25 protein-coding genes are annotated in these 21,961 nt (G+C 63.7%); 21 read left to right on the forward strand and 4 right to left on the reverse strand.

Annotated elements, in window-relative coordinates:
- The first annotated feature begins 175 nt into the window (after positions 1–175).
- Entirely contained in the window at positions 176–790 is a 615-nt protein-coding gene (locus tag ACX80Q_RS05545; protein ID WP_459329526.1) for a DJ-1/PfpI family protein, read from the forward strand.
- A complete protein-coding gene (locus tag ACX80Q_RS05550; RefSeq protein WP_459329527.1) occupies positions 787–1,269 on the forward strand; it encodes a MarR family winged helix-turn-helix transcriptional regulator in 483 nt (160 codons plus the stop codon). Before ACX80Q_RS05545 ends, ACX80Q_RS05550 begins: the two co-directional genes overlap by 4 nt.
- A 68-nt stretch (positions 1,270–1,337) precedes the next feature.
- Here the strand turns inward: ACX80Q_RS05550 and ACX80Q_RS05555 are convergent, their stop codons facing one another.
- Positions 1,338–1,898, reverse strand: a complete 561-nt coding sequence (locus ACX80Q_RS05555) for a hypothetical protein (protein ID WP_459329528.1) — start codon at positions 1,896–1,898, stop codon at positions 1,338–1,340.
- Positions 1,895–2,272 carry a PadR family transcriptional regulator gene (locus tag ACX80Q_RS05560; protein WP_459329529.1) on the reverse strand — a complete coding sequence of 126 codons (378 nt, stop codon included), beginning with the start codon at positions 2,270–2,272 and terminating at the stop codon, positions 1,895–1,897. The genes ACX80Q_RS05555 and ACX80Q_RS05560 overlap by 4 nt, the downstream gene beginning before the upstream one ends.
- A 122-nt stretch (positions 2,273–2,394) precedes the next feature.
- Here ACX80Q_RS05560 and ACX80Q_RS05565 point away from each other — a divergent pair, with 122 nt between their 5' ends.
- Complete coding sequence (locus tag ACX80Q_RS05565; protein WP_459329572.1) at positions 2,395–2,934, forward strand: YdeI/OmpD-associated family protein; 540 nt, start codon at positions 2,395–2,397, stop codon at positions 2,932–2,934.
- Here ACX80Q_RS05565 and ACX80Q_RS05570 read toward each other — a convergent pair.
- Positions 2,931–3,536 carry an acVLRF1 family peptidyl-tRNA hydrolase gene (locus tag ACX80Q_RS05570; protein WP_459329530.1) on the reverse strand — a complete coding sequence of 202 codons (606 nt, stop codon included), beginning with the start codon at positions 3,534–3,536 and terminating at the stop codon, positions 2,931–2,933. The genes ACX80Q_RS05565 and ACX80Q_RS05570 overlap by 4 nt on opposite strands.
- A gap of 32 nt (positions 3,537–3,568) precedes the next feature.
- Between ACX80Q_RS05570 and ACX80Q_RS05575 the strand changes: the two genes are divergently transcribed.
- The 14 genes from ACX80Q_RS05575 to nusB all read left to right on the forward strand — a co-directional run bounded on the left by ACX80Q_RS05575 (position 3,569) and on the right by nusB (position 16,743).
- On the forward strand, positions 3,569–5,029 hold the full coding sequence (locus tag ACX80Q_RS05575; protein WP_459329531.1) for a replication-associated recombination protein A: 1,461 nt from the start codon (positions 3,569–3,571) through the stop codon (positions 5,027–5,029).
- A 240-nt stretch (positions 5,030–5,269) separates the two neighbouring features.
- Positions 5,270–5,896 (forward strand): 30S ribosomal protein S4, encoded by a 627-nt coding sequence (gene rpsD / locus ACX80Q_RS05580; protein WP_459329532.1) that lies wholly within the window; start codon positions 5,270–5,272, stop codon positions 5,894–5,896.
- A 165-nt stretch (positions 5,897–6,061) separates the two neighbouring features.
- Positions 6,062–6,436: a DUF948 domain-containing protein gene (locus tag ACX80Q_RS05585; RefSeq protein WP_103465589.1), complete on the forward strand. Its 375-nt coding sequence runs from the start codon at positions 6,062–6,064 to the stop codon at positions 6,434–6,436.
- A gap of 24 nt (positions 6,437–6,460) precedes the next feature.
- Positions 6,461–6,694 carry a hypothetical protein gene (locus ACX80Q_RS05590; protein WP_459329533.1) on the forward strand — a complete coding sequence of 78 codons (234 nt, stop codon included), beginning with the start codon at positions 6,461–6,463 and terminating at the stop codon, positions 6,692–6,694.
- 80 nt (positions 6,695–6,774) lie between these two features.
- A complete protein-coding gene (gene alaS, locus ACX80Q_RS05595) occupies positions 6,775–9,456 on the forward strand; it encodes an alanine--tRNA ligase (RefSeq protein WP_459329534.1) in 2,682 nt (893 codons plus the stop codon).
- Positions 9,457–9,514: 58 nt separating this feature from the next.
- Positions 9,515–10,054, forward strand: a complete 540-nt coding sequence (ruvX, locus tag ACX80Q_RS05600; RefSeq protein WP_459329573.1) for a Holliday junction resolvase RuvX — start codon at positions 9,515–9,517, stop codon at positions 10,052–10,054.
- Positions 10,051–11,301, forward strand: a complete 1,251-nt coding sequence (mltG, locus tag ACX80Q_RS05605; protein WP_459329535.1) for an endolytic transglycosylase MltG — start codon at positions 10,051–10,053, stop codon at positions 11,299–11,301. Before ruvX ends, mltG begins: the two co-directional genes overlap by 4 nt.
- Positions 11,302–12,213 carry a shikimate dehydrogenase gene (locus ACX80Q_RS05610; RefSeq protein WP_459329536.1) on the forward strand — a complete coding sequence of 304 codons (912 nt, stop codon included), beginning with the start codon at positions 11,302–11,304 and terminating at the stop codon, positions 12,211–12,213. It begins immediately after the preceding gene.
- Between the two features lie 5 nt (positions 12,214–12,218).
- The gene (gene aroC, locus ACX80Q_RS05615) at positions 12,219–13,418 is read left to right on the forward strand and encodes a chorismate synthase (protein ID WP_459329537.1); all 1,200 of its coding nucleotides are present in this window, start codon (positions 12,219–12,221) and stop codon (positions 13,416–13,418) included.
- On the forward strand, positions 13,418–13,996 hold the full coding sequence (locus ACX80Q_RS05620; RefSeq protein ID WP_459329538.1) for a shikimate kinase: 579 nt from the start codon (positions 13,418–13,420) through the stop codon (positions 13,994–13,996). The genes aroC and ACX80Q_RS05620 overlap by 1 nt, the downstream gene beginning before the upstream one ends.
- The gene (aroB, locus tag ACX80Q_RS05625) at positions 13,993–15,102 is read left to right on the forward strand and encodes a 3-dehydroquinate synthase (RefSeq protein WP_459329539.1); all 1,110 of its coding nucleotides are present in this window, start codon (positions 13,993–13,995) and stop codon (positions 15,100–15,102) included. Before ACX80Q_RS05620 ends, aroB begins: the two co-directional genes overlap by 4 nt.
- The gene (locus ACX80Q_RS05630) at positions 15,103–15,615 is read left to right on the forward strand and encodes a tetratricopeptide repeat protein (RefSeq protein WP_459329540.1); all 513 of its coding nucleotides are present in this window, start codon (positions 15,103–15,105) and stop codon (positions 15,613–15,615) included. It abuts the gene before it with no gap.
- 118 nt (positions 15,616–15,733) lie between these two features.
- The gene (efp, locus tag ACX80Q_RS05635) at positions 15,734–16,297 is read left to right on the forward strand and encodes an elongation factor P (RefSeq protein WP_103465598.1); all 564 of its coding nucleotides are present in this window, start codon (positions 15,734–15,736) and stop codon (positions 16,295–16,297) included.
- Positions 16,298–16,311: 14 nt separating this feature from the next.
- Positions 16,312–16,743 (forward strand): transcription antitermination factor NusB, encoded by a 432-nt coding sequence (gene nusB, locus ACX80Q_RS05640; RefSeq protein WP_459329574.1) that lies wholly within the window; start codon positions 16,312–16,314, stop codon positions 16,741–16,743.
- Positions 16,744–16,863: 120 nt separating this feature from the next.
- Here the strand turns inward: nusB and ACX80Q_RS05645 are convergent, their stop codons facing one another.
- The gene (locus ACX80Q_RS05645) at positions 16,864–18,210 is read right to left on the reverse strand and encodes a PrsW family intramembrane metalloprotease (protein ID WP_459329541.1); all 1,347 of its coding nucleotides are present in this window, start codon (positions 18,208–18,210) and stop codon (positions 16,864–16,866) included.
- A 165-nt stretch (positions 18,211–18,375) separates the two neighbouring features.
- On the opposite strand from ACX80Q_RS05645, the gene pyrR reads away from it, so the two are divergent.
- From pyrR to ACX80Q_RS05665, 4 genes are read left to right on the forward strand one after another with little or no spacing between them, the layout of a single operon-like run.
- Positions 18,376–19,005 (forward strand): bifunctional pyr operon transcriptional regulator/uracil phosphoribosyltransferase PyrR, encoded by a 630-nt coding sequence (gene pyrR / locus ACX80Q_RS05650; RefSeq protein ID WP_103465601.1) that lies wholly within the window; start codon positions 18,376–18,378, stop codon positions 19,003–19,005.
- Complete coding sequence (locus ACX80Q_RS05655) at positions 19,002–20,033, forward strand: aspartate carbamoyltransferase catalytic subunit (protein WP_459329542.1); 1,032 nt, start codon at positions 19,002–19,004, stop codon at positions 20,031–20,033. The genes pyrR and ACX80Q_RS05655 overlap by 4 nt, the downstream gene beginning before the upstream one ends.
- Positions 20,030–21,355 (forward strand): dihydroorotase, encoded by a 1,326-nt coding sequence (locus ACX80Q_RS05660; RefSeq protein ID WP_459329543.1) that lies wholly within the window; start codon positions 20,030–20,032, stop codon positions 21,353–21,355. The genes ACX80Q_RS05655 and ACX80Q_RS05660 overlap by 4 nt, the downstream gene beginning before the upstream one ends.
- The gene (locus ACX80Q_RS05665) at positions 21,355–21,960 is read left to right on the forward strand and encodes a PH-like domain-containing protein (protein WP_459329544.1); all 606 of its coding nucleotides are present in this window, start codon (positions 21,355–21,357) and stop codon (positions 21,958–21,960) included. The genes ACX80Q_RS05660 and ACX80Q_RS05665 overlap by 1 nt, the downstream gene beginning before the upstream one ends.
- The last annotated feature ends 1 nt before the right edge of the window (position 21,961 follow it).

Here is a 21,961-nt window from a genome sequence, read left to right on the forward strand (position 1 = left end):
GAAAATGGTTGCCTCCGAGGGGATGTTTCCAGCTTAGCCACTTGGTCACAGATGGCAAACGCAGGGACTCGGGCCCTGCGTTTGGCGATTGGACTCCCCGGAAAAAATATTGACAGCATGCTGTCACCTGCGGAAGAATGACAGTACGCTGTCAATGGAAGAGATAGGGCAGAAAATGAAGAATGTGGTTCTTTACGCGACAGACACCATGGCGGACTGGGAGTATGGCTATCTGCTCGCCGGCCTCACCATGGCTGAGCAGGCAGCACCTGGCCGGTTCACGTTGTTGGTGGCCTCCGCGGGAACGGGGCAGCAGGTGACAACCATGGGCGGCTTGCGCATTCACCCAGATGTGCAGCTCAGCGAACTAAAGCTCGACGACATTGCTGTGCTGATCCTCCCCGGAGCCGATACGTGGAACGCCGGTCATGAAAGTGTGCTTTGTCTTGCCGGGGATCTGTTGCTGGCGGGCACGCCCGTCGCAGCAATCTGTGGAGCAACGCTTGGGCTGGCGCGGGCGGGGTTGCTCAATAATGCGCGGCACACCAGCAACGCCCCAGAATTTCTCCTGGGCGCCCCCGCGTACCAAGGGGCGGCCCGCTATCTGGCACAGAAGACAGTCACCGATGGAAACCTCATCACCGCCCCGGCAACGGCTCCCATTGAGTTCGCCAGGGCCGTTTTTGAGCGGCTGGAGTTCTTCCCCCAGCCGGTTATCGATGCCTGGTACGGGCTGTACACCACCGGTGACAAAAAGTACTTTGACCAGCTGGTTGGCGCATCTGAATGAGCGATCGAACCGCCGGCGGTGATGCGCTGACCAGCCTGGTCCTGCCGATCTTCGAACTACACGGAGAGTTTCTTGCCGCCGCCCGCGACATTGCAGAACCGGCCGGACTCACTCCCGCCTGGTGGCAAGTCTTGGGCGCAACATTGGATGAACCGCGGACGGTTTCCGAGATTGCGCGCCGTGTCGGTTTGGGCCTGGCCCGCCAGAGCGTGCAGCGAAGCGCCGACATTCTCGTGGAGAAGGGGTGGGCCGAGTATCTTGAGAATCCGCGGCACCAGAGAGCCAAGTTGCTCACGCCAACCCCGGGCGGCCGGGCATCAATCATGCGATTGCGCAATGCCCAGCACCAGTGGGCCGACGCCGTGGGGGATGCCGTGGGTGAAAATGAACTGCTGGCCGTCCAGGCGACGATTCAACGCATCATCGCGGCGTCGCGGGCATACCGGGGGGATCTGCCGCAGCGCCTCGAAGGGATCTAGCACCACCCTCCCCGGCTGAACGGCGTGGATTGGGGCGGTGGCATGACGAGTTGACGAGTGATCTTTGATCAGGCTCGACGGCGAAAAACCCGCCAGGCCCGGCTTGCGCCAATGAAGGACAAGGCCGCAAGCCCCAGCGGGAACCAGAGGGCGGCGTCCCCTTCCCAGCCAATGCCAATCCCGTCGGCGGTGGAGAACGCCAGGACGTCCACAAAGAAAAAGTGTGAGTTGAATCCCCCACCTGCCTGGTGGGCCACGGAGAGCATGCCCAGGGTGTAGGTGAACAATAGAATCCAGTACACGAGCAGGGCCGCCAGCCCGGCCGCCACCCCAATTGTCCACAAGATGTGGGTCTTGGACGTGCCCTCGGCATAGCTGGCAGCCAGTTCGCGGGGCCGGCCGAGTCCTGACATGACCTCATTCAGTGTGGTCAGCTCAGCTTCGGCGTCGATGACGTTGCGAAGTTCGCGCAGAATTTCCTTGCGGCGCCGGCCGGGGACGCGCCCGTCCAGGTATAGATCGACGTTGAACAGATACCACTCCCGCCGCATGGCGTGGCGCAATTTTCGCGATGTGCCCGGGGCCTTGCTCGAATGTTCTGTGCCCAGCTGCTGGTGGCTTTGCGTCATGACGTGCTCCGATCTGTTGGCTGCTCTGAGGTGTTGTTGGCGGGGGAGAGGCCGCGCTCGGCCACGTCGGCAATGTCCCGCCACCCCCGCACCGCAACAACACGGGCCAACTGGCCTTGCTTGGTCAACAAGTAGTACTTTCTGGCCGGTCCTGATGGGGACTTCTGGGTGTAACTGCTGAGCAGGCCGTCGCGTTCAAAGCGGCTCAATACCGGGTATACGGCGCCTGTTGCCAAGCCTGCCAGTCCCAGGGCCCGCAGGCGTTCCACCAGCTCATAGCCATAGGATTCCCGGACACCCAACAAGGCAAGGATCAGCATGGGCAACACGCCGCGCAGCAGTTGGGGGTCATGTGGTTCGGCTGCTCTGTCCATGAGCGGTAGTCTGCCACAACTATTACTCAATAACTAGTAGTTCCCAGCTGATAGGTGGCAAAATGGGCAAGAGTGTGGTTGCCTCAAGGGTGAAGCAACGAGGAGGGAACGTCGTGGCGCAAATGCATGAGTTCGCCAATACCGATGCCTGGGAATCCTGGCTCGCCGGGCACCACAGTGAAGAGAATGAGGCGTGGCTGCGGGTCGGCAAAAAGCATGCAGCCCTGGAGCTGATTACCATTGCCGAAGCCGCTGACGTTGGCCTGTGCTTCGGCTGGATCGACGGTCAGCGCAAGGGCTGTGACCAATTCTCCTTTCTGCAGCGGTACTCGCGTCGGCGGCCAAAAAGTTCCTGGTCACTCATCAATGTGCATAAGGTGGAGGCGCTGGTGGCCGCCGGGCGCATGCGTCCGTCGGGGCTCCTGGAGGTCGACGCCGCCAAGGCTGACGGTCGGTGGGCGGCAGCCTACGAACCGCAGCGGACAGCAAGCGTTCCGGCGCTGCTGCTTGCCGCGCTGAACACCAACCCATTGGCCCGCGAAGCGTTCGAGGGCTTGGGCAAGTCCGAGCGTTACCTGATGATGCTGCCGCTGCTCAAGGCTGTCACCGACGTTGCCAGGGCGAAGGAGCTAGAGCGGATCCTTGCGCAATTGCTCAACTAAGCCAACGCGTCGGCGATCCGGATGCGAATCGAGCAAAAATCCGCCGCGGCCCGCGTCAGCACATCCATCTTCGGGTCCGTGACGGCAAGGGGTGCCAGCCGGGGCAGCCTTGCGTAGTGGCGCAGGGCAGGGGCTGCCAGGACGGACTCCACCAGCAGCTTGTCGCCACCTGCGGCGAGGTATTCAAAGTTCGCCGTGCCAAAGATCCTGGCAGCCTCCTGCGCGGCCCGTTCGGCCACGGCGGCACCGGCGTCACCGCCGCGGGACCGTGCGGAGGCACTGCCCACCTTGTGAGCCAGCAGTTTTCCCGCCACGGCAACGCCCACGGCAAAGCCACCGCGGCGCGCCAACAGAATCCCGAGCCGGCGTTCCTGCGCGGCCACGGACACCAGCCGCTCCAACGCATCAGCCCCACGCCCGGGGCGTCCATCGTCCGGCCACGGCGCGCCCAGCAGCGCGGTGGCACCGTCGCACATGCGCAACTCCACGCCGTCGTCCGTGTCTTCGGCGAGCTCCAAACCTCCATGGGCGGCGGAAAACCGCTCCACCCAGCCAGGTGCGCGGGCGGCGGAAACAAAAGCGGTGCGGTTGGGGGTGTTCACGCAGCAAGACTACCGGGGGATAGCCTAGAGGGGTGAGTGACCTCTTTAGCAGTGCAAACGACGGCGACGACGACATGGACGACGCCGGATCCCTCACCTTTGGGGGCGGCTCCAGCACGCAGGCCTCGCGCCCGCGCAGCCCTCTGGCGGTGCGCATGCGCCCGCGAAGCCTGGAGGAAGTGGTGGGCCAGCAGCACCTTTTGGGCCCCGGCTCCCCCTTGCAAATGTTGGCGGCCGGCGGCAGTGCCGGCGGTCCTGCCGGACCCGCCTCCGTCATGCTGTGGGGGCCTCCCGGCACCGGAAAAACCACTCTTGCCCATGTCATTGCGCGCGGGCCGGGCCGCAAATTCGTGGAGCTCTCGGCCATCACGGCCGGCGTGAAAGATGTGCGCCGGGTCATGGACCAGGCGCTCACCGACAGGGACCTGCACGGGCGCACCACCGTCTTGTTCCTCGATGAGATCCACCGCTTCAACAAGGCCCAGCAGGATGCCCTGCTGCCCGGAGTGGAGAACCGCTGGGTGGTGCTAATAGCAGCCACCACCGAAAATCCGTCCTTCTCCGTGGTGGCGCCGCTGCTCTCACGCTCCATTTTGCTGACCCTGCAGCCGTTGACCAATGCGGACATCCAGGGCCTGCTGGAACGGGCCATCCTTGATCCGCGCGGCCTGGATGGGCTGGTCACGGTCACCGATGACGCCATGGACCACCTGGTGCGGTTGGCCAGTGGCGACGCACGGCGGGCGCTGACCACCCTGGAGGCCGCGGCCGGTGTTGCGCTGTCGGAGCTGGAAGGCACTCTGCTCGACACGGCAGGGCCCGAAGCGGCAGACGGCCCCGTGGCTGTTGACCTGGCCATTGCCGAGCGGGCCATTGACGCCGCCGCTGTGCGCTACGACCGGGCAGGTGACCAGCACTATGACATCATCAGCGCCTTCATCAAATCCGTGCGCGGCTCCGATGTGGACGCGGCGCTACACTACTTGGCCCGCATGCTCGAGGCGGGGGAGGACCCCCGCTTCATCAGCCGGCGCATCATGATCTCCGCTGCGGAGGATGTTGGCATGGCCGATCCCACCGCCCTGCAAACGGCTGTTGCCGCGGCCCAGGCTGTGGCACTGATTGGCATGCCCGAGGCCCGAATCATTCTGGCCGAGGCCGTGGTGCATGTGGCAACGGCGCCCAAATCCAATGCCGCCTACCTGGGCATCAACGCGGCCATTGCCGATGTGCGCGCGGGCAAGGGGACCATGGTGCCGCCGCCGTTGCGCGATGCCCACTATTCGGGCTCCGCAGGGTTGGGGCACGGCAAGGGCTACATTTACGCCCACGATGCGCCCCACTCCATCGCCGCCCAGCAGTACCCGCCGGATGACCTGGTGGGACGCAACTACTACGTGCCCACGCAGAACGGCCACGAACGGGATCTGGGCACACGCGTGGCACGGCTCCGGGAGCTCATCCGCGGCACGGAACCCGGCACCAAGCGCTAAAGTGGCGCGCTGACACGGGCGGCAACTTGGTGCCCGTGTTGGGTGAAGTGGTAGAGTTGATGCTGCACTGGCAAGCCTTGGCTCCATACACAACATCACCGCTGAAAAAGCGCGAATCTTCGCGCCCTTTCACTAGCTTGTTGCGCATGCCCAGGTGCTGTAGCGATGGGTTGCAATAGCCCCAACTCTCCACAATGGAGGCCAGGACAAATACTTATTGCAAATATTGGAAGGACACAAGTGGCTAACAACACACGTGCCCGCCGTCAGGCTCGCCTTTCGCGAGCCCTCGGCATTGCTTTGACCCCGAAGGCTGCCAAGTACCTGGAACGCCGCCCGTACGGCCCCGGTGAGCATGGCCGCGCCCGCAAGAAGCAGGACAGCGACTACGCGGTACGCTTGCGCGAAAAGCAGCGTCTGCGCGCCCAGTACGGCATCCGCGAAGCACAGATGACCCGTGCCTTCGAAGAAGCCAAGCACACCAAGGGCATGACCGGTGAGAACCTGGTTGAGATCTTGGAAACCCGTTTGGACGCTTTGGTTCTGCGTGCCGGCTTCGCCCGCACCACGGCCCAGGCTCGCCAGCTGGTTGTGCACCGCCACATCATGGTTGACGGCGCCCGCGTGGACCGCCCGTCATTCCGCGTTGCCGAGGGTCAGCTGATCCACGTGCACCCGCGCAGCCAGTCCATGGCTCCTTTGCAGCTTGCTGCAGCTGGTGCTCACCGCGACGTGCTCCCCGCCGTCCCGGCCTACTTGGATGTGAAGCTGGAGAGCCTGCAGGCTCGTCTGGTTCGCAAGCCCAAGCGCGCCGAGGTTCCCGTAACCTGTGAAGAGCAGCTGGTTGTTGAATTCTACTCACGCTAAATTTCATTAGCGTCGGTAGAGCTTACGATCATACGTAGCTTGAAACACAAGACAGCCCGCGGCACGCGCCGCGGGCTGTTTTGTAGCCAAAGCACCTTTACTGTTCGGTAGGGTACTTAGGAACGAAACTTACGTCCACGAGCCAAGGAATTGAGGCAGCCCTCCATGAGTGGTGGCGATATTGCAGGATTGATAGCGGCAGGCGTCTTTGCCGTCTTGGTCGCCATACTGGCTGTTCCCATTCTGAAATTGGGCAAGGTCTTCGATGAAATGCGCGTGACCATCAAGCAAATCAGTGACGGCACGACGCCCCTCATTGATGAGGTCACAGCCACTGTGGCCACCACCAACACGGCCCTGGGCAAGGTGGACGGCATTTCCAACAACGTTTCGGACGCCACAGCCAATATTTCGGCCCTCTCGGCGTTGGTGGCCGCCACGATCGGCTCACCGCTGATCAAGGTCGCAGCGTTTTCCTACGGCGTGCGCCAGGCCTTTGCCGGCCGAGGCAAGCCCAAACGCGGCAAGCGCAGCCGCTAAAAGAAGCCACTGAAGGAGAAACTCATGAAGAAGATCTTTTGGCTTGGGGTGGGCATCACCATAGGTGTCATTGCCGCCCGCAAGATTTCCGCTGCACAGGGCGCCCTGGGGCCCGCGGGCCTCAACCGCGCGGTTGGCCGTGTCAGCGACTCGATTCACGACTTTGCCGATGCGCTGCGTGAGAACATGAATGAGCGCGAATCGGATTTGCGCGTGGCACTGGGCGTTGATCCGGCCAGCGGCTCCGAACGCCGCTAAACACTTTTCACACGCCTGCACATTTGTTGTACTTTTTTGCCCGCTAGAACGCTAGAACTATTGAAGGAGCCACCAGGCTAATGAAATCGCACGACATTGCAAGCCGCTGGGTAGATTTTTTCGCCAGCAAGTCACACACCCCCGTGCCCTCAGCTTCACTGGTGTCCTCCGACCCGTCACTGTTGTTCACAGTTGCCGGCATGGTTCCGTTCATTCCCTACCTCACGGCCCGTGAAGTTCCCCCGTTCCAGCGTGCCACGAGCGTGCAGAAGTGCATCCGCACCGGCGACATCGACGAGGTGGGCAAGACCGTCCGCCACGGTACCTTCTTCCAAATGTGCGGCAACTTCTCCTTTGGCGACTACTTCAAGGAAGGCGCCATCAGCTACGCCTGGGAGCTGCTGACCAGCCCCCTGGCTGCGGGCGGCTATGGCCTGCCGGCCGAGAAGCTGTGGGTCACCGTCTACCTCGACGACGAGGAAGCCCTGGAAATCTGGCGCGACAAGATCGGCGTCCCCGCTGACCGCATCCAGAAAATGGGCAAGGCGGATAACTACTGGTCCACCGGCCAGCCCGGCCCCGCCGGCCCCTGCTCGGAAATCTTCTACGACCGCGGCCCCGAGTACGGCGTGGACGGCGGCCCGGCCGCTGATGACACCCGTTACATTGAAATCTGGAACCTCGTATTCATGCAGTTCCAGCGCGGCGAAGGCACCGGCAAGGACAACTTTGAGATCCTGGGCGAACTGCCCAAGAAGAACATCGACACCGGCCTTGGGCTGGAGCGCCTGGCCATGATTCTCCAGGGCGTGGAGAACATGTACGAGACCGACCAGGTCCGTCCCGTCCTGGACAAGGCCGCCGAACTGGCCGGCAAGAACTACACCTCCACCGAGGACCCCAAGGACCCGCACCACACCGACGACGTGCGCCTGCGCGTGGTTGCCGACCACATCCGTTCATCCCTGATGTTGATTTCCGACGGCGTATCACCCTCCAACGAGGGCCGCGGCTACGTGCTGCGCCGCCTCATCCGCCGTGCCGTGCGCGCCATGCGCCTGCTGGGCGTGGAAACCGCCGTGCTGCCGGATTTGCTGCCCGTCTCCCGCGACGCCATGAAGGGCGCCTATCCCGAGGTTGAGACTGACTTTGCGCGTATTGCCCGCATTGCCTACGCCGAGGAACGCTCCTTCCTGCGCACCATCGCCAGTGGCACCGCACGCCTGGAAGAGGCCGTCAAGGAATCCAAGGCCGCCAACACCAACCTGTCAGCTGCCGAGGCCTTCGCCCTGCACGACACCTACGGGTTCCCCATTGACCTGACCTTGGAAATGGCTGGCGAAGCCGGCCTTGCCGTGGATGAAAGCGGCTTCCGCGCCCTCATGCTGGAGCAGCGCCAGCGCGCCCAGAAGGATGCCAAGGCCAAGAAGAGCGGCCACGCCGATCTCACAGTCTTTCACGAGCTGCTGGCCAAGGGTGAAACCGTCTTCACCGGATACAACGAGTTGGAGAGCCAGGGCCGTGTGCGCTCCATCCTCTCCAACGGGGCGCCTGTGGCGTTCGCCTCCACCGGCCAGGAAATCTCCCTGATCCTGGACGAGACACCCTTCTACGCCGAAGCAGGCGGCCAGGCGGCAGACACCGGCCTGATCACCGGCGACGGCTTTGTGGTGGAGGTCCTGGACGTCCAGCGCCCCATCAAGGGACTGAGCGTCCACCAGGCAATCGTTCGCGAGGGTGAACTGCCCGCCGACGCCGTGGTGCGCGCCGCCGTCGACCGTGAACGCCGCCACGCAGGCGAGCAGGCCCACACGGGCACGCACATTGTGCACGCAGCCCTGCACCAGATCCTCGGCCCGGAGGCACTGCAGCGCGGCTCCTACAACAAGGCCGGATACCTGCGCTTCGACTTCTCCTGGGGTGAGGGCCTGAGTGCTGCCACCCGTTCGGAAATTGAAGAAGTGGCGAACATTGCCATCCGCAACAACTACCGCGTTGACACCAAGGTCATGGACCTGGACGCCGCCAAGGCGCTGGGCGCAACGGCCCTGTTCGGCGAGAACTACGGTGCGCAGGTGCGTGTTGTGGAGATCGACGGCGCATGGTCCCGTGAACTCTGCGGCGGCACCCACGTGGACAGCACGTCCCGCATCGGTTCGCTGACGTTGTTGGGCGAGCAGTCTGTGGGTTCCGGAAACCGCCGCGTGGAGGCCTTTGTGGGGATGGATGCGTTCCGTCACCTAGCTGCCGAACGCGCACTGGTCAGCTCCCTCTCCGACATGCTCAAGGTTCCCTCCAACCTGCTCCCGGAGCGCGTGGCGGCAACCCTGGCCAAGCTCAAGACTGCGGAGAAGGAACTGGAGCGTCTGCGCAAGGAACAGCTCGGTGCGGCCGCGGCCAACCTGGCCGGCTCCTTTGTGGAGGCCAACGGCGTGCGGGTCATTGCGCACGACGCAGGCGAGGTCAGCAGCGCCGACGACCTGCGCGCCCTGGCCCTGGATTTGCGCGACCGCCTCGGTTCGCCGCCGTCCACGATTGCCGTCGCCGGTGCCAGCAATGGCCGGCCCATCATCCTGGTGGTCACCAATGAGGGTGCACGCGAGGCAGGCATTAAGGCAGGCAACCTGGTCAAACTGGCATCGGGCATCCTCGGCGGCGGTGGCGGCGGCAAGCCGGACATGGCTCAGGGCGGCGGCAGCGACGTGAAGGCCATTGGCGCCGCGTTGGCTGCTGTCAGTGACGCCGTGAAGAACCGGTCATAGGGTTCTGGTGCCGGAGAAAAATTACCCGCAGGGGGTCAAACTTGGTGTGGACGTTGGCATGGTCCGTGTTGGTTTGGCCTCCTGCGACCCTGATGGGATTCTCGCCACGCCGGTGAAAACCTTGAGCCGCGATCTGAAGAAGAACAGCGACATCAAGGTTTTGGTCAAGGAAGCGGCCGCGCGCGGCGCATGCCAGGTCTTTGTGGGCCTGCCACGGACCATGAAGGGTGAGGAAAAAGCTTCGGCACAGATGGCGCGCAGCTACGCCCAGCTCCTGGCACAGGCGCTGGCGGCTGCCGAATTGGCGGTGCCGGTGTTGCTGATTGATGAGCGGCTGACAACTGTCAGCGCCCACAATGCTCTGCACAGCGCTGGTGTGAGTAGCCGTGAACACCGTAAAGTAGTAGATCAAGTTGCAGCTGTCGAGATATTGCAACATGCTATCGATATGCAAAAAGCGCGCAACGCCAATGTTGGAGAGCAAGTGCGCGTACATCAGCCGAGCGTTGTGGGGACTGCCGGTGAATCTGACCACGAAGAGGTTTCCACCATTTCCACGCCAAGCAGTGTGCCGGATGAATCGAGCACGGCCCGATGAATAATGTATTCCGGGACGGTACAGACGCCCCGCACGATGAACAGGCCCAGCACGACGGCGACCCCGAAGAGTTTTGGGAGCACGAACACGCTCCCGAGGATCACGGCACCGAATACTTTGCCGAACCGCACCGCGAGGACCACGAGGAAGCCCTGCCATCGCGCCGGACCAGCCGTGTGTCCAAACGGGTCCGCAAGCGCCGCCGCAGCCTGGTGTTCTTGATCATTCTGGTCATGTTCGCCGCAGTGGTGTACTTTGCCGTCCAAGCCGTGCGGCCCATGCTCGGCGGCTTCACGGTTGCCGACTACCCCGGCCCAGGTACGGGGTCTGTGCAGATTGTGGTGCCCACCGGTGCCACGGGCCGCACCGTGGCGAGCGAGCTCAAGTCCAAGGACGTTGTGGCCAGCGAGCAGGCGTTCCTGGATGCGCTAAAGGCGGCCGACGGCTCCGGATCCTTGCAGCCGGGCAACTTCTCGATGAAGCTGCAGATGAAGGCCGCCGACGCGGTCACCATCTTGCTGGCCGCCGGCGATGACAAGGTCCACTACGCAGCCGTGGCACAAAACCTGCGCATCAATGACACCCTTGCCGTTTTGGCCAAGAGCACGGGCATGCCTCTGGCCGACTTTGAGGCGCTGGCCAAACAGCCCAAACTCTTTGAACTGCCCGCCCAGGCCAAAAACCTTGAAGGCTACCTGGCCCCGGGGGAGTACCGTTTCCCCATTGAGCTGGACGCCAAGGGAATTCTTGCCCAGATGGTCACGGCCACCAAAAAGTCACTCACCGACACAGGAATCACCGATCCGGCTGAACAGTACCGGGTGTTGACCGTTGCAAGCATCATTGAATTCGAAGGCAATGAGGCAAACTACGCCAAGATTTCCGGTGCCATTGAGAACCGCATCAACAACCCCAACGGCGAAACCGGTGGCAGGCTCGAATCCGATGCCACTGTGGCCTACGGGCTGGGCCTGAAAACGTACAACCTGACGGCCGAACAAAAAGCTGACAAGACCAACCTGTACAACACCTTCGCCCTGCCCGGCCTGCCGGTGGGTCCCATCGGCTCACCCGGCATCAAGGCCATCGAGGCGGCAGCACACCCGCAGTCAAACCCGTACTACTTCTGGGTGACAGTGGATCTGAAGACAGGCGAGACGCTGTATGCGGCCACGTTTGCCGAGCACCAGGTCAATGTGGCCAAGTACGTGGCCTGGTGTGAAGCGAACCCGGGAGAGTGCAAGTAATTGGCTGATCCGCTTCGCGGCGCGGTGCTGGGCCACCCCATTGGCCATTCCAAGTCACCGGCCCTGCACAACGCTGCCTACGCCGCCCTGGGCGCCGATCTGGCCTACACGGCCATCGACGTCCAGGAGTCCGGCCTGGCGGGCTTCCTGGCCCAGGTGCGGGCCGAGAAGAACTGGTATGGGCTCTCCGTCACCATGCCGCTGAAAAACGTGGCCGTGGAGCTGATGGATGAACTCACCCCCACGGCCCGGGCGCTGGGTGCCGTCAACACCATTGTGTGCACCCAAACGCCCGCAGGTGTTGCCCACCTGCGCGGCGACAACACGGATGTTGCGGGCCTTGTCAACGCTTTGCGCCATGCCGGGGTGGTTGAGCGTCCGCGTGCAGCCATCCTGGGCGGCGGCGGCACGGCCGTTTCGGCCGTGGCCGCGCTGGCCCAGCTGGGTGCCCCGGAGATCACCGTCTTTGTGCGCAAGCTGGCCAAGGGTGCCGAGGTGCAGGCGGTCGCGGCGGCGCTGGGGGTCACCCTGTCACTTGAGCTCTTCGACGGCGCCCCGGGCGCCCTGGCGGGGTTCGACGTCGTCATCTCCACCCTGCCGCCCCGCGCGGCGGATGCCACGGCGCACGCCTTCGCCGGGCAAGGGTCAGCGGTGGAGGGTGCAGTGCTGCTTGACGCCGCCTATGACCCCTGGCCCAGTGCGTTGGCGCAGGCATGGGAGCAGGCCGGCGGCGTTGTGGTGGCCGGCATTGAAATGCTTTTGTACCAAGGTGTGGAACAAGTCAAGCTGTTTGCAGTCGCTGGAGGGTACAGCGCACTGGACGCAGCACAAGTAGGGGACGTCATGGATGTGATGTGCGACGCAATCGGCGTCCATCGGCGGGATCCCCACGAGCAGAACATGGCAGGATAGAGAGTATGTTGCGTTGGTTGACCGCCGGAGAATCACATGGCCCGGCACTCGTGGGAATTATTGAAGGCGTGCCTGCCGGTGTGGAGCTCACGAGCGCCCACATCCAGGACGCCCTGGCACGGCGCCGGCTGGGCTACGGCCGCGGTGCCCGGATGAAGTTTGAGCAGGACGTGGTGACCATCTTGGGTGGTGTCCGCCATGGACTCACGCAGGGCGGTCCGGTGGCCATCCAGATTGCGAACTCGGAATGGCCCAAGTGGGAGCAGATCATGTCTGCTGACCCCGTGGATGCCGCCGAGCTTGCGGGTCAGGCCCGCAACGCCCCCTTGACGCGTCCGCGCCCCGGCCACGCAGACTTCACCGGCATGCAGAAGTACTCCTTCAGTGAGGCCCGCCCCGTGCTGGAGCGTGCCAGCGCCCGCGAAACAGCCACCCGCGTGGCCCTGGGTGTTGTTGCCGCCCAGATGCTCGCCGCCGTTGGGGTTGAACTGGTCAGCCATACGGTGCAGATTGCCGGCGTTGCCTCACCCGAGGACGCGGCACTGCCGGTCTTTGCAGATGTTGTAGCCCTGGACGCAGATCCGCTGCGTTGCTTTGACGCAGTCACCTCCGCGGCCATGGTTGCCGAAGTTGACACGGCCCAGAAGCAGGGCGAAACCCTGGGCGGCGTCGTAGAGGTTTTGGCCTACAACCTGCCCCCCGGTTTGGGTAGCTACGTGCATTGGGACCGCCGCCTGGATTCACGCCTGGCCGGTGCCCTCATGGGCATCCAGGCCATCAAGGGTGTTGAGGTGGGCGACGGCTTCGCCACGGCCGCCCGCAGGGGTTCGGCTGCACACGATGAGATTGTGCGCGACGCCGACGGCCGGATCATCCGCACCTCCAACCGCGCAGGCGGCATTGAGGGCGGCATGAGCATGGGGGATGTGCTGCGTGTCCGTGCGGCCATGAAGCCCATCGCCACGGTGCCGCGCGCCCTGAAGACGATTGATGTTGCCACCGGCGAGCCCGCCAAGGCGCACCACCAGCGTTCGGACGTTTGCGCAGTGCCCGCGGCAGGCGTTGTGGCCGAGGCCATGACAGCCCTGGTGCTGGCCGAGGCACTCGTGGAGAAGTTCGGCGGGGACTCCATTGCCGAAACCAAGCGCAACATGGACAGCTACCTGGCCGCGATCCCGGCGAATCTGGACACCCTGGCGCACTGATGGCAGCTGACAAGGAACCGGGCGCGGCACAGCGCTTCACGCCACACCGGCCCATTGTCATGATCGGCCCCATGGCCGTTGGAAAATCCGTGATTGGGGCAGAGTTGGCCCGCGTCCTGGGGGTGGAGTTCATTGACTCCGACCACAAGATCGTGGCCAAGCACGGCCCCGTGGCCCGCATCTTCGCTGGGCGCGGGGAGCACCACTTCCGGCAGCTCGAGGCCCGGACCATCGCCGATGTGCTCGATTCGCCCAAGCCCAAGCCCGTGGTCCTGTCCCTGGGCGGGGGCGCCGTGCTGGATTCGGGTACGCAGCAACTGCTGGCCCGGGCCACGGTGGTTTTCCTCAGCGCGGATGTGGAAACCGTCAGGGAACGCATCCTGCGCAACACCGGCCGGCCCCTACTGGCCAGCGACCCCGTGGCCACCTGGCAGCGACTGGCCGGTGTTCGCGGCCCCGTCTATGCCCGGCTGGCAAACATCACCCTTGATGTGAGCAACTCTAATGTGCCGCAACTAGTTGAGCGGCTGATCGATCTGCTGGAAGCAGAACCAAGGAAAGAGAATTCCGCACAGTGAATACCGAAAACGCAACAGCAACTCCCAACACCGTCATCAAGGTCACCGGCGCCCTGCCCGGTGAGAACTACGACGTGGTGGTGGGCCGTGGGCTTTTGTCCCAGCTGCCGGCCCTGCTGGGGGAGCGCGTCAAGAAGGTCCTGGTGATTCATCCGCGTGCCCTGCGCCTGACAGGTGACACTGTCCGTGACGACCTGGAGGCCGCGGGCTTCACAACGCTCACGGCCGAGATCCCCGACGCCGAAGAGGGCAAGCACATCCAGGTGGCGGCCTTCTGCTGGCAGGTGCTGGGGCAGAACGATTTCACCCGCTCCGACGCCATTGTTGCCGTGGGCGGCGGCGCCGTGACCGACGTCGCAGGTTTTGTGGCAGCCACCTGGTTGCGCGGCGTCAAGGTGGTTCACATGCCCACCTCCCTGCTGGGTATGGTGGACGCCTCCGTGGGCGGCAAGACGGGCATCAACACGGCCGAGGGCAAGAACCTGGTGGGGGCATTCCACCCGCCGGCCGGCGTCCTGGTGGACCTGGACACGCTGGACACCCTGCCACCCAATGAGCTCATCTCCGGCATGGCCGAGGTCATCAAGTGCGGCTTCATCGCAGACCCGGTCATCCTTGACCTGATTGAGGCGAACCCGGAGGCCGTCAAGGACCCGCGTTCACCCATTTTGCGTGAACTCGTGGAGCGCGCCATCACCGTCAAGGCCAAGGTGGTCTCCGCGGACCTGAAGGAGTCGGGCCTGCGCGAAATTCTCAACTACGGCCACACCCTGGGCCATGCCATCGAGTTGACCGAGCGCTACTCCTGGCGCCACGGTGCAGCGGTTTCCGTTGGCATGATGTTTGCCGCGGAGCTGGCCCGCAGCGTGGGGCGTCTCAGCGATGCCGAGGCCGACCGCCACAGGACCATCCTGGAGCAGTTGGGGCTGCCCCTGAGCTACCGCAGGGACCGCTGGCAGGCCCTGCTCGATGCCATGCGCCGGGACAAGAAGACCCGCGGCGACCTGTTGCGCTTTGTGGTGCTCGACGGCGTGGGCCGGCCCGGGATCCTGGACGTCCCGGACACGTCTTTGCTGTTTGCCGCCTACCAAGAGATTGCGTCATAAATGGGGTTGAAGGATTGGCCCTCAGCCGGTTTTCCGGGCACCGCGCTCAACCCCGACACGCTCCTGCCGGAGGTTGTGGATGAGGACGTGTGTGCGGAGGCGCTGGCGCGTTCCGACGATGCCGGCGACGCCATTTTTGTGATGTTGGCCCGCGGCTTCACGAGCGAGGCCGCCGAGGCTGTGGCGCTGGCCCGCCTGGCCGACCCGGCCTCCATCAGGTTGCAGGTGCTCGATGCCGAGGTGCTGCGTGCCTCGAAGCATTTTGTCCGGGCCGAGAAATTGCTCAAGGCCCTGCTGCCCGAGGTGGGTGCCACGTCCCTGGAACCGTGGATTTTCCAGCAGCTTGGCAAGGTGTACTTCAGCAACGGCCAGTTTGTGGCTGCGGCGCAGAAGTTTGCCACGGCGTTGGAGCTGAGGGTGGCATCGGGGGCGGATGCCACGGCCATTTATTCCTCAACAGTTTCGCTGAAACGGGCCCTGGATCTGGCCGAACGGGCCGAGGACTTCAAATAAGGCGGTTCGGCTGTGCCGCCAATTGCGTCATGGTGGTGAGGATCATGCGGCGCCGCCCGGCTTAGTGCGGTAATATGGTCAATGGATTTTTGATAACACTTATACGTAAGAGGCTACTGTGGCAACGACTAACGACATTAAGAACGGCACTGTTCTCAAGCTTGAGGGCCAACTGTGGAACATCATTGAGTTCCAGCACGTCAAGCCCGGCAAGGGTGGCGCGTTTGTTCGCACCAAGATGCGCAATATCCTCTCCGGCAAGGTTGTTGACAAGACGTTCAACGCTGGCCTGAAGATTGAAACGGCAGTTGTTGACCGCTCCGATTACCAGTACCTGTACCAGGACGGCGAAGACTTCGTCTTCATGGACAACCAGAACTTTGACCAGCTGACGGTTCCGGCCAAGACTGTTGGTGACGCCACCAACTTCATGCTCGAAAACATCAACGTCACCATCGCCTTGCACGAAGGCACCCCGCTGTACATTGAACTGCCCCCGTCGGTTCAGCTGCGCATCACGTACACCGAGCCCGGCCTCCAGGGTGACCGCTCCTCCGCCGGCACCAAGCCCGCCACGGTGGAAACCGGCTACGAGATCCAGGTTCCCTTGTTCGTTGAGAACAACACACTTGTCAAGGTTGACACGCGTGACGGAAGCTACCAGGGACGTGTAAGCGAGTAGTGGCAAGCCCCCAGATAAGCCCCACGGGCAAACCGAATTCGGCGCGTAGCAAGGCTCGCCGCCGTGCCTTGGACATTTTGTTCGAGGCTGAACAGCGCGACGTCAGCGCCATGTCCGCGCTGACCGCCCGCCGCGAGAAGATTGATCAAATCATCAACCCGTACACGGTCGATTTGGTTGAGGGCGTCACGGCCATGGCTGAGAGCATCGACGAGTTCCTGCAGACGTATTCGCAGGGCTGGACGCTCGAGCGCATGCCTGCCGTTGACCGCATCATCTTGCGCATTGGCACCTGGGAGCTGCTGTACAACGACGACGTCCCCGACGCCGTGGCTGTCAGTGAAGCTGTTGAACTGGCCAAGATTCTCTCCACGGATGAATCCCCGCAGTTCGTCAACGGTCTGCTGGGCCGTTTGCAGCAGATCAAGCCCTCCCTCCTGGCCTGACACTTTTTACAACTGACCCGCAGAAAACGGCGAAAATCACGGTAAAACCGTGTATTTTCGCCGTTTTCTGCGGGTCAGTTGTTTAAGGGGCTAATAGCGCGGGGGTTGGACGTTGTGCACCTATTGTTGCATGTGCTGCGCCAGCTGGGCCTGTTGGATCTGCTGGGCGGACCACACGGCGTGGGCGTGGCGGCCCAGCAGCTCGTTGCGCACGGCAGTGATCTTCTCCAGCAGCGTCAGCTCCAGCACCTGGCCGGTGGCAAAGCGCCGTGCCGCGCCGCTGCCTGGCGCGCCCTTGGCGTCCACCAGGAGCCGCTGCCGGGTGAAGGCCAGCCGTGTGGCCAGGCGGATGAACTCCTTCATGACGGGCCCGGCCGCGAATGTCTTGGCCCACGCCATGGCACGACGCCGGCCGGCGCCTGTTGCGAGCATCGGCACCTCCTGCTCGGTGAACCAGCCGGACGGGACGTAGTCGGCCAGGCGCTTGCGCGTCAGTTTTGCCTCGGAGCGGCGCAGCCAGATGATGCCAAGGATGAACACGATGAACAGCGGCACCTGGAGCATGCCGTACACAATGAAGAAGTTTGCGCCCAGGAACGATGTGCCGTTCCACAGGCCGTGCAGGAACATGGCCGGAACCAGCCCCACCACCCAGGCGCCCAGTACCATCAGCGTGCCGCCGTTGCGGGCTGCGTACCCCACACAGAGCCCCAGGGTGGCTGTGAACATGACGTGGGCAAAGGGGGACATGAGTCCCCGCATGACAAAGATGGCCACGAGCCCGCCGGCTGCGCCATTGGATTCCTGCAGTTCATTGCCAAAATAGAGAATGTTCTCGGTGAAGGCGAAGCCGGCGGCGATGATGCCGGCGTAGACAACGCCGTCGACCGGGCCGTCAAAGGTGCGCCGGCGCAGAAAGAACAGCAGCAGCAGACCAACGCCTTTGCAAAATTCCTCCACCAGCGGGGCCTGGATGACAGCCCCCACCATGTCGGCGTCGGCCTCGCTGCCTCCGGCCATGAGCAGCGGCTGCACCCAACTGCCCAGCACCAGTGTGGTGATGACTGCCATGCCGGCGCCCCAGCAAAAACCAAGGATGAGGGCTGGAATGGGTTCCGGTTCCCACCGGTCAATCCAGAGCAGCGTGAACACGCAAATGGTCAGCGGGATCAGGGCCAGCAGCCCGCAGATCAGGAATACGCTCATGCCCAGCGAAAAGGCAAAGAACACCAAGGTGCCACCGGCAACCAGACCAAACACGCAGAGCAGGATGATGTTCATCACTTTGGTGCCGGTCCCGGCGGCCCGCTTGGGCAGCGGGGCGGGTGCCGGATGGGCCCAATAGTCCGGCTTGTAATTCAGGGCCGTGCCCGGCCCCTGGGCCTGGGGTAGCGGCGGTTGGCCATCCTGTGGCTGTTGATTCGGGGCGCCGTCGGCGGGGTTGTGCCAGTGGCCGGGTTCACTCATAGTTCTCAGACTAGGGCCAGCCGCTGCGCTGTGAAAGATGGCGCGCGCAAAGACCCTGCGGCGGGCTCTGCGGCTCGGGCCGGTGGTGGCTGTTGTGGTACTTTTGAGGGAAGCAATCAACCTTTTAATTCCGTCCTGTGAGGCGGGGAAAGGGGACGCGAGAAAATGAATAATTCCTCTTCAGCTTTTGAGGACGTTCACAACAGCTCAGCGCCGCTCAATGTGTCCCGCGTGGTTCTTACCGCGGCAGATATTGAACGGGCGTTGACTCGTATCGCCTATGAAATTCTGGAAGCCAACAAGGGCTCAGCCAACCTGCTGCTGCTCGGTATCCCGCGACGCGGGTATCCCTTGGCCCAGCGACTGGCCGCCAAACTGGCCGCCAGCGACCCCGCGATCGATCCGGCAGCCATTGTGGGCCAACTTGATGTCACCATGTTCCGTGACGATCTTGCCCACCAGCCCACCCGGGCCCCGCAGCGAACCGAGCTTCCCGTCTCCGGCATTGATGGCAAAACCATTGTGCTGGTCGATGACGTGCTGTACTCCGGACGCACCATCCGGGCAGCCCTGGACGCCCTCGTGGACCTGGGCCGGCCCCGCGCCGTGCGCCTGGCCGTCCTGGTGGATCGCGGCCACAGGGAATTGCCCATCCGGGCTGACCACGTGGGCAAGAACCTGCCCACCTCCTCGAGCGAAAAAGTGCGGGTGCACCTTGCCGAGATCGACGGCGTGGATGTCCCGGATGAGGTTGTCATCGAATCAGGACCAGTTGTTATTGAGGGCGGCGCATGAGGCATTTGTTGGGAACCGAGGCGCTCGGCCGTGAAAACGCCATCCAGATCCTGGACACAGCCCAGGAAATGGCTGCCGTGGGGGAGCGTGAAGTCAAAAAGCTTCCGGCCCTGCGCGGACGCACGGTTGTAAACCTCTTCTTCGAAGACTCCACCCGCACCCGCATCTCCTTTGAAGCAGCCGCCAAGCGCCTCTCAGCAGATGTCATCAATTTCAGTGCCAAGGGCTCCTCCGTCTCCAAGGGTGAATCGCTCAAGGACACGGCCCAAACCCTGCAGGCCATGGGGGCCGACGCCGTAGTCATCCGCCACTGGGCCTCCGGTGCTCCGGCTCGACTGGCCAACTCGGGCTGGATTGACGCCGCCGTCATCAACGCCGGCGACGGCACCCACGCCCACCCCACGCAGGCCCTGCTGGATGCGTTCACCATGCGCGCCCATTGGGCCAAGCTCAGCGGCACCTCCTCGGTGGGCGCAGACTTGTCAGGCATGCGTGTGGTCATCGCCGGGGACGTGTTGCACTCCCGCGTGGCCCGCTCCAATGTGTGGCTGCTGCGCACTCTTGGCGCCCATGTGACGCTCGTTGCGCCGCCCACCCTGCTGCCCATCGGCGTCGAACACTGGCCCTGCGAGGTCAGCTACGACCTGGATGCAACGCTGGAGGCCGGTGTGGACGCCGTCATGATGCTGCGGGTGCAGGCCGAACGCATGAATGCCTCCTTCTTCCCCTCCACCCGCGAGTACGCCCGCCGCTGGGGCTTCGACGACGCGCGGCTGGCCAAGCTGGATGCGCTGAACCTCAAGGACACCATCATCATGCACCCCGGGCCGATGAACCGCGGGCTGGAGATTTCCTCCGCGGCGGCAGATTCGCCCCGCTCAACAGTGTTGGCCCAGGTGCGCAACGGCGTCTCCGTGCGTATGGCCACCCTGTACCTGCTGCTCGCCGGGGAACTGCGCGAGAACACCACTTCTTCCACACCTGCTGTAGTGAAAAATACAGTGCCGAACGCTAAGGACCACTCATGACTTCCTCCAGTTACCTGATTCGCGCAGCGTCCCTGCTGGGCAACACCACAGCCGACATCCTGGTTGCCGACGGCATCATCACGGCCGTGGGCGTGGACCTCCCCGCGGAGGTTGTTGGAGACGCAACCGTCATCGACGCCGCGGGCCTGGTGGCGCTGCCGGGCATGGTTGACCTGCACACCCACCTGCGCGAACCCGGCCGCGAAGACGCCGAAACCGTGGAGACCGGCACCCGTGCGGCCGCCCTGGGCGGATTCACTGCTGTGCACGCCATGGCCAACAGTTCACCAGTTGCGGACACCGCGGGCGTTGTTGAGCAGGTCTACTCCCTGGGCCGCGAGTCCGGCTGGGTGGATGTGCGCCCCGTGGGTGCCGTCACCGTGGGTCTGGCCGGCAAGCAACTCGCCGAACTGGGCGCCATGGCCGATTCCAAGGCCCGCGTCCGGGTGTTCTCCGACGACGGCATCTGCGTCAGCGACCCCGTCATGATGCGCCGTGCGCTGGAGTATGTGAAGGCGTTCGACGGCGTGATCGCCCAGCACGCGCAGGAACCCCGCCTCACGGAAGGAGCCCAGATGAACGAGGGCGTTGTCTCCGCCGATCTGGGCCTGGCCGGCTGGCCCGCAGTGGCCGAGGAATCCATCATTGCCCGCGACGTTTTGCTGGCACAGCACGTGGGTTCACGCCTGCACGTTTGCCACGTCTCCACAGCGGGTTCGGTGGAGATCATCCGCTGGGCCAAGGAACGCGGCATTTCCGTCACGGCCGAGGTCACCCCGCACCACCTGCTCCTTACCGAGGAATTGGTGCGCAGCTACAACCCCGTGTACAAGGTCAACCCGCCGCTGCGCGCCGACGCCGACGTCCACGCCCTGCGTGCGGCCCTGGCCGACGGCACCATCGACATTGTGGGCACCGACCACGCACCGCACCCCAGCGAAGCCAAGGAATGCGAATGGGCCTCGGCCGCCATGGGCATGACAGGCCTGGAAACGGCCCTCTCAGTGGTGGCGGAAACCATGATTGAAACCGGCCTGATGAGCTGGGCCGACTTTGCCCGCGTCACCTCCACCGCCCCGGCACGGATTGGCCAGCTGGCCGATCAGGGCCGGCCCCTGGAAGTGGGGGAGCCGGCCAACATTGTGCTGGTGGACCCTGCAGCACGCTGGAACGTTGACCCGCACGCCATGGCCACCAAGGGACGCAACTCGCCCTTCGCCGGGCTGGTATTGCCCGGCAAGGTCATGGCCACGTTCTTCAACGGCCACCCCACGGTACTCGACGGCAAGCTGAACACCCCGTACAACTACGGAGCGAACTAGTGGATGAGCGTATCCTGCCGGGCATCCTGACACTGCTGATTGTTGTGGTGGCCTTTGCCTTGATGTGGTGGGGCTGGCGCAACAAGCTCAAACGCCAGGGAAGTGTGGGGGAACTGCCTGGCGTTCCGGCCGATCTGGGCGCCGCACTGATCAGTGTTCCCGGGCAGTATGTTGTCACCACCAACGCAGGGGACTGGCTTGACCGCCTGGCCGTTCACAGCCTGGGCATCAGGACACCGGCCGTGGTGCACGTTTACAGCACAGGCGTTGTGGTGGAGCGCAAAGGTGGCCAGGACTTGTTCATGGCAGCGGCGGATCTCACCGAGGTGGGAACCAAGGCAGGCATGGCCGGCAAGTTCGTCGAGAGGGACGGTCTGGTGGTCATCAGTTGGCTGCTGGCCGGCACCGAAGTGGACACAGGATTCCGAACAGCGGAAGCCGGGGCGAAGCGTCCACTGCTCGACGCCCTCACAGCCTTGTTGCCCCAGAACCATGGCGGCATGGCTGACAATGTTGTAGAAGAAGTACAAGGCACGCCTTTGACTAAGGCCCCTTTTGATGGCAAAGAAACACCAGCCGCAGACAGCAACGGAAAGAACAATTGAG

This window comes from Arthrobacter sp. HLT1-20 (assembly GCF_054510895.1).

Bases quoted from the DNA above. Each gene is read 5' to 3' on its own strand.
- ACX80Q_RS05545 (WP_459329526.1), top strand. From the start codon at position 176: ATGAAGAATGTGGTTCTTTACGCGACAGACACCATGGCGGACTGGGAG.
- ACX80Q_RS05655 (WP_459329542.1), top strand. From the start codon at position 19,002: ATGAGGCATTTGTTGGGAACCGAGGCGCTCGGCCGTGAAAACGCCATC.
- ACX80Q_RS05565 (WP_459329572.1), top strand. From the start codon at position 2,395: ATGCATGAGTTCGCCAATACCGATGCCTGGGAATCCTGGCTCGCCGGG.
- ACX80Q_RS05645 (WP_459329541.1), bottom strand. From the start codon at position 18,210: ATGAGTGAACCCGGCCACTGGCACAACCCCGCCGACGGCGCCCCGAAT.
- aroC (WP_459329537.1), top strand. From the start codon at position 12,219: ATGTTGCGTTGGTTGACCGCCGGAGAATCACATGGCCCGGCACTCGTG.
- ACX80Q_RS05620 (WP_459329538.1), top strand. From the start codon at position 13,418: ATGGCAGCTGACAAGGAACCGGGCGCGGCACAGCGCTTCACGCCACAC.
- ACX80Q_RS05550 (WP_459329527.1), top strand. From the start codon at position 787: ATGAGCGATCGAACCGCCGGCGGTGATGCGCTGACCAGCCTGGTCCTG.
- ACX80Q_RS05660 (WP_459329543.1), top strand. From the start codon at position 20,030: ATGACTTCCTCCAGTTACCTGATTCGCGCAGCGTCCCTGCTGGGCAAC.
- ACX80Q_RS05590 (WP_459329533.1), top strand. From the start codon at position 6,461: ATGAAGAAGATCTTTTGGCTTGGGGTGGGCATCACCATAGGTGTCATT.
- ACX80Q_RS05585 (WP_103465589.1), top strand. From the start codon at position 6,062: ATGAGTGGTGGCGATATTGCAGGATTGATAGCGGCAGGCGTCTTTGCC.
- ACX80Q_RS05560 (WP_459329529.1), bottom strand. From the start codon at position 2,272: ATGGACAGAGCAGCCGAACCACATGACCCCCAACTGCTGCGCGGCGTG.
- ACX80Q_RS05630 (WP_459329540.1), top strand. From the start codon at position 15,103: ATGGGGTTGAAGGATTGGCCCTCAGCCGGTTTTCCGGGCACCGCGCTC.
- ACX80Q_RS05555 (WP_459329528.1), bottom strand. From the start codon at position 1,898: ATGACGCAAAGCCACCAGCAGCTGGGCACAGAACATTCGAGCAAGGCC.
- mltG (WP_459329535.1), top strand. From the start codon at position 10,051: ATGAATAATGTATTCCGGGACGGTACAGACGCCCCGCACGATGAACAG.
- pyrR (WP_103465601.1), top strand. From the start codon at position 18,376: ATGAATAATTCCTCTTCAGCTTTTGAGGACGTTCACAACAGCTCAGCG.
- alaS (WP_459329534.1), top strand. From the start codon at position 6,775: ATGAAATCGCACGACATTGCAAGCCGCTGGGTAGATTTTTTCGCCAGC.
- ruvX (WP_459329573.1), top strand. From the start codon at position 9,515: ATGGTCCGTGTTGGTTTGGCCTCCTGCGACCCTGATGGGATTCTCGCC.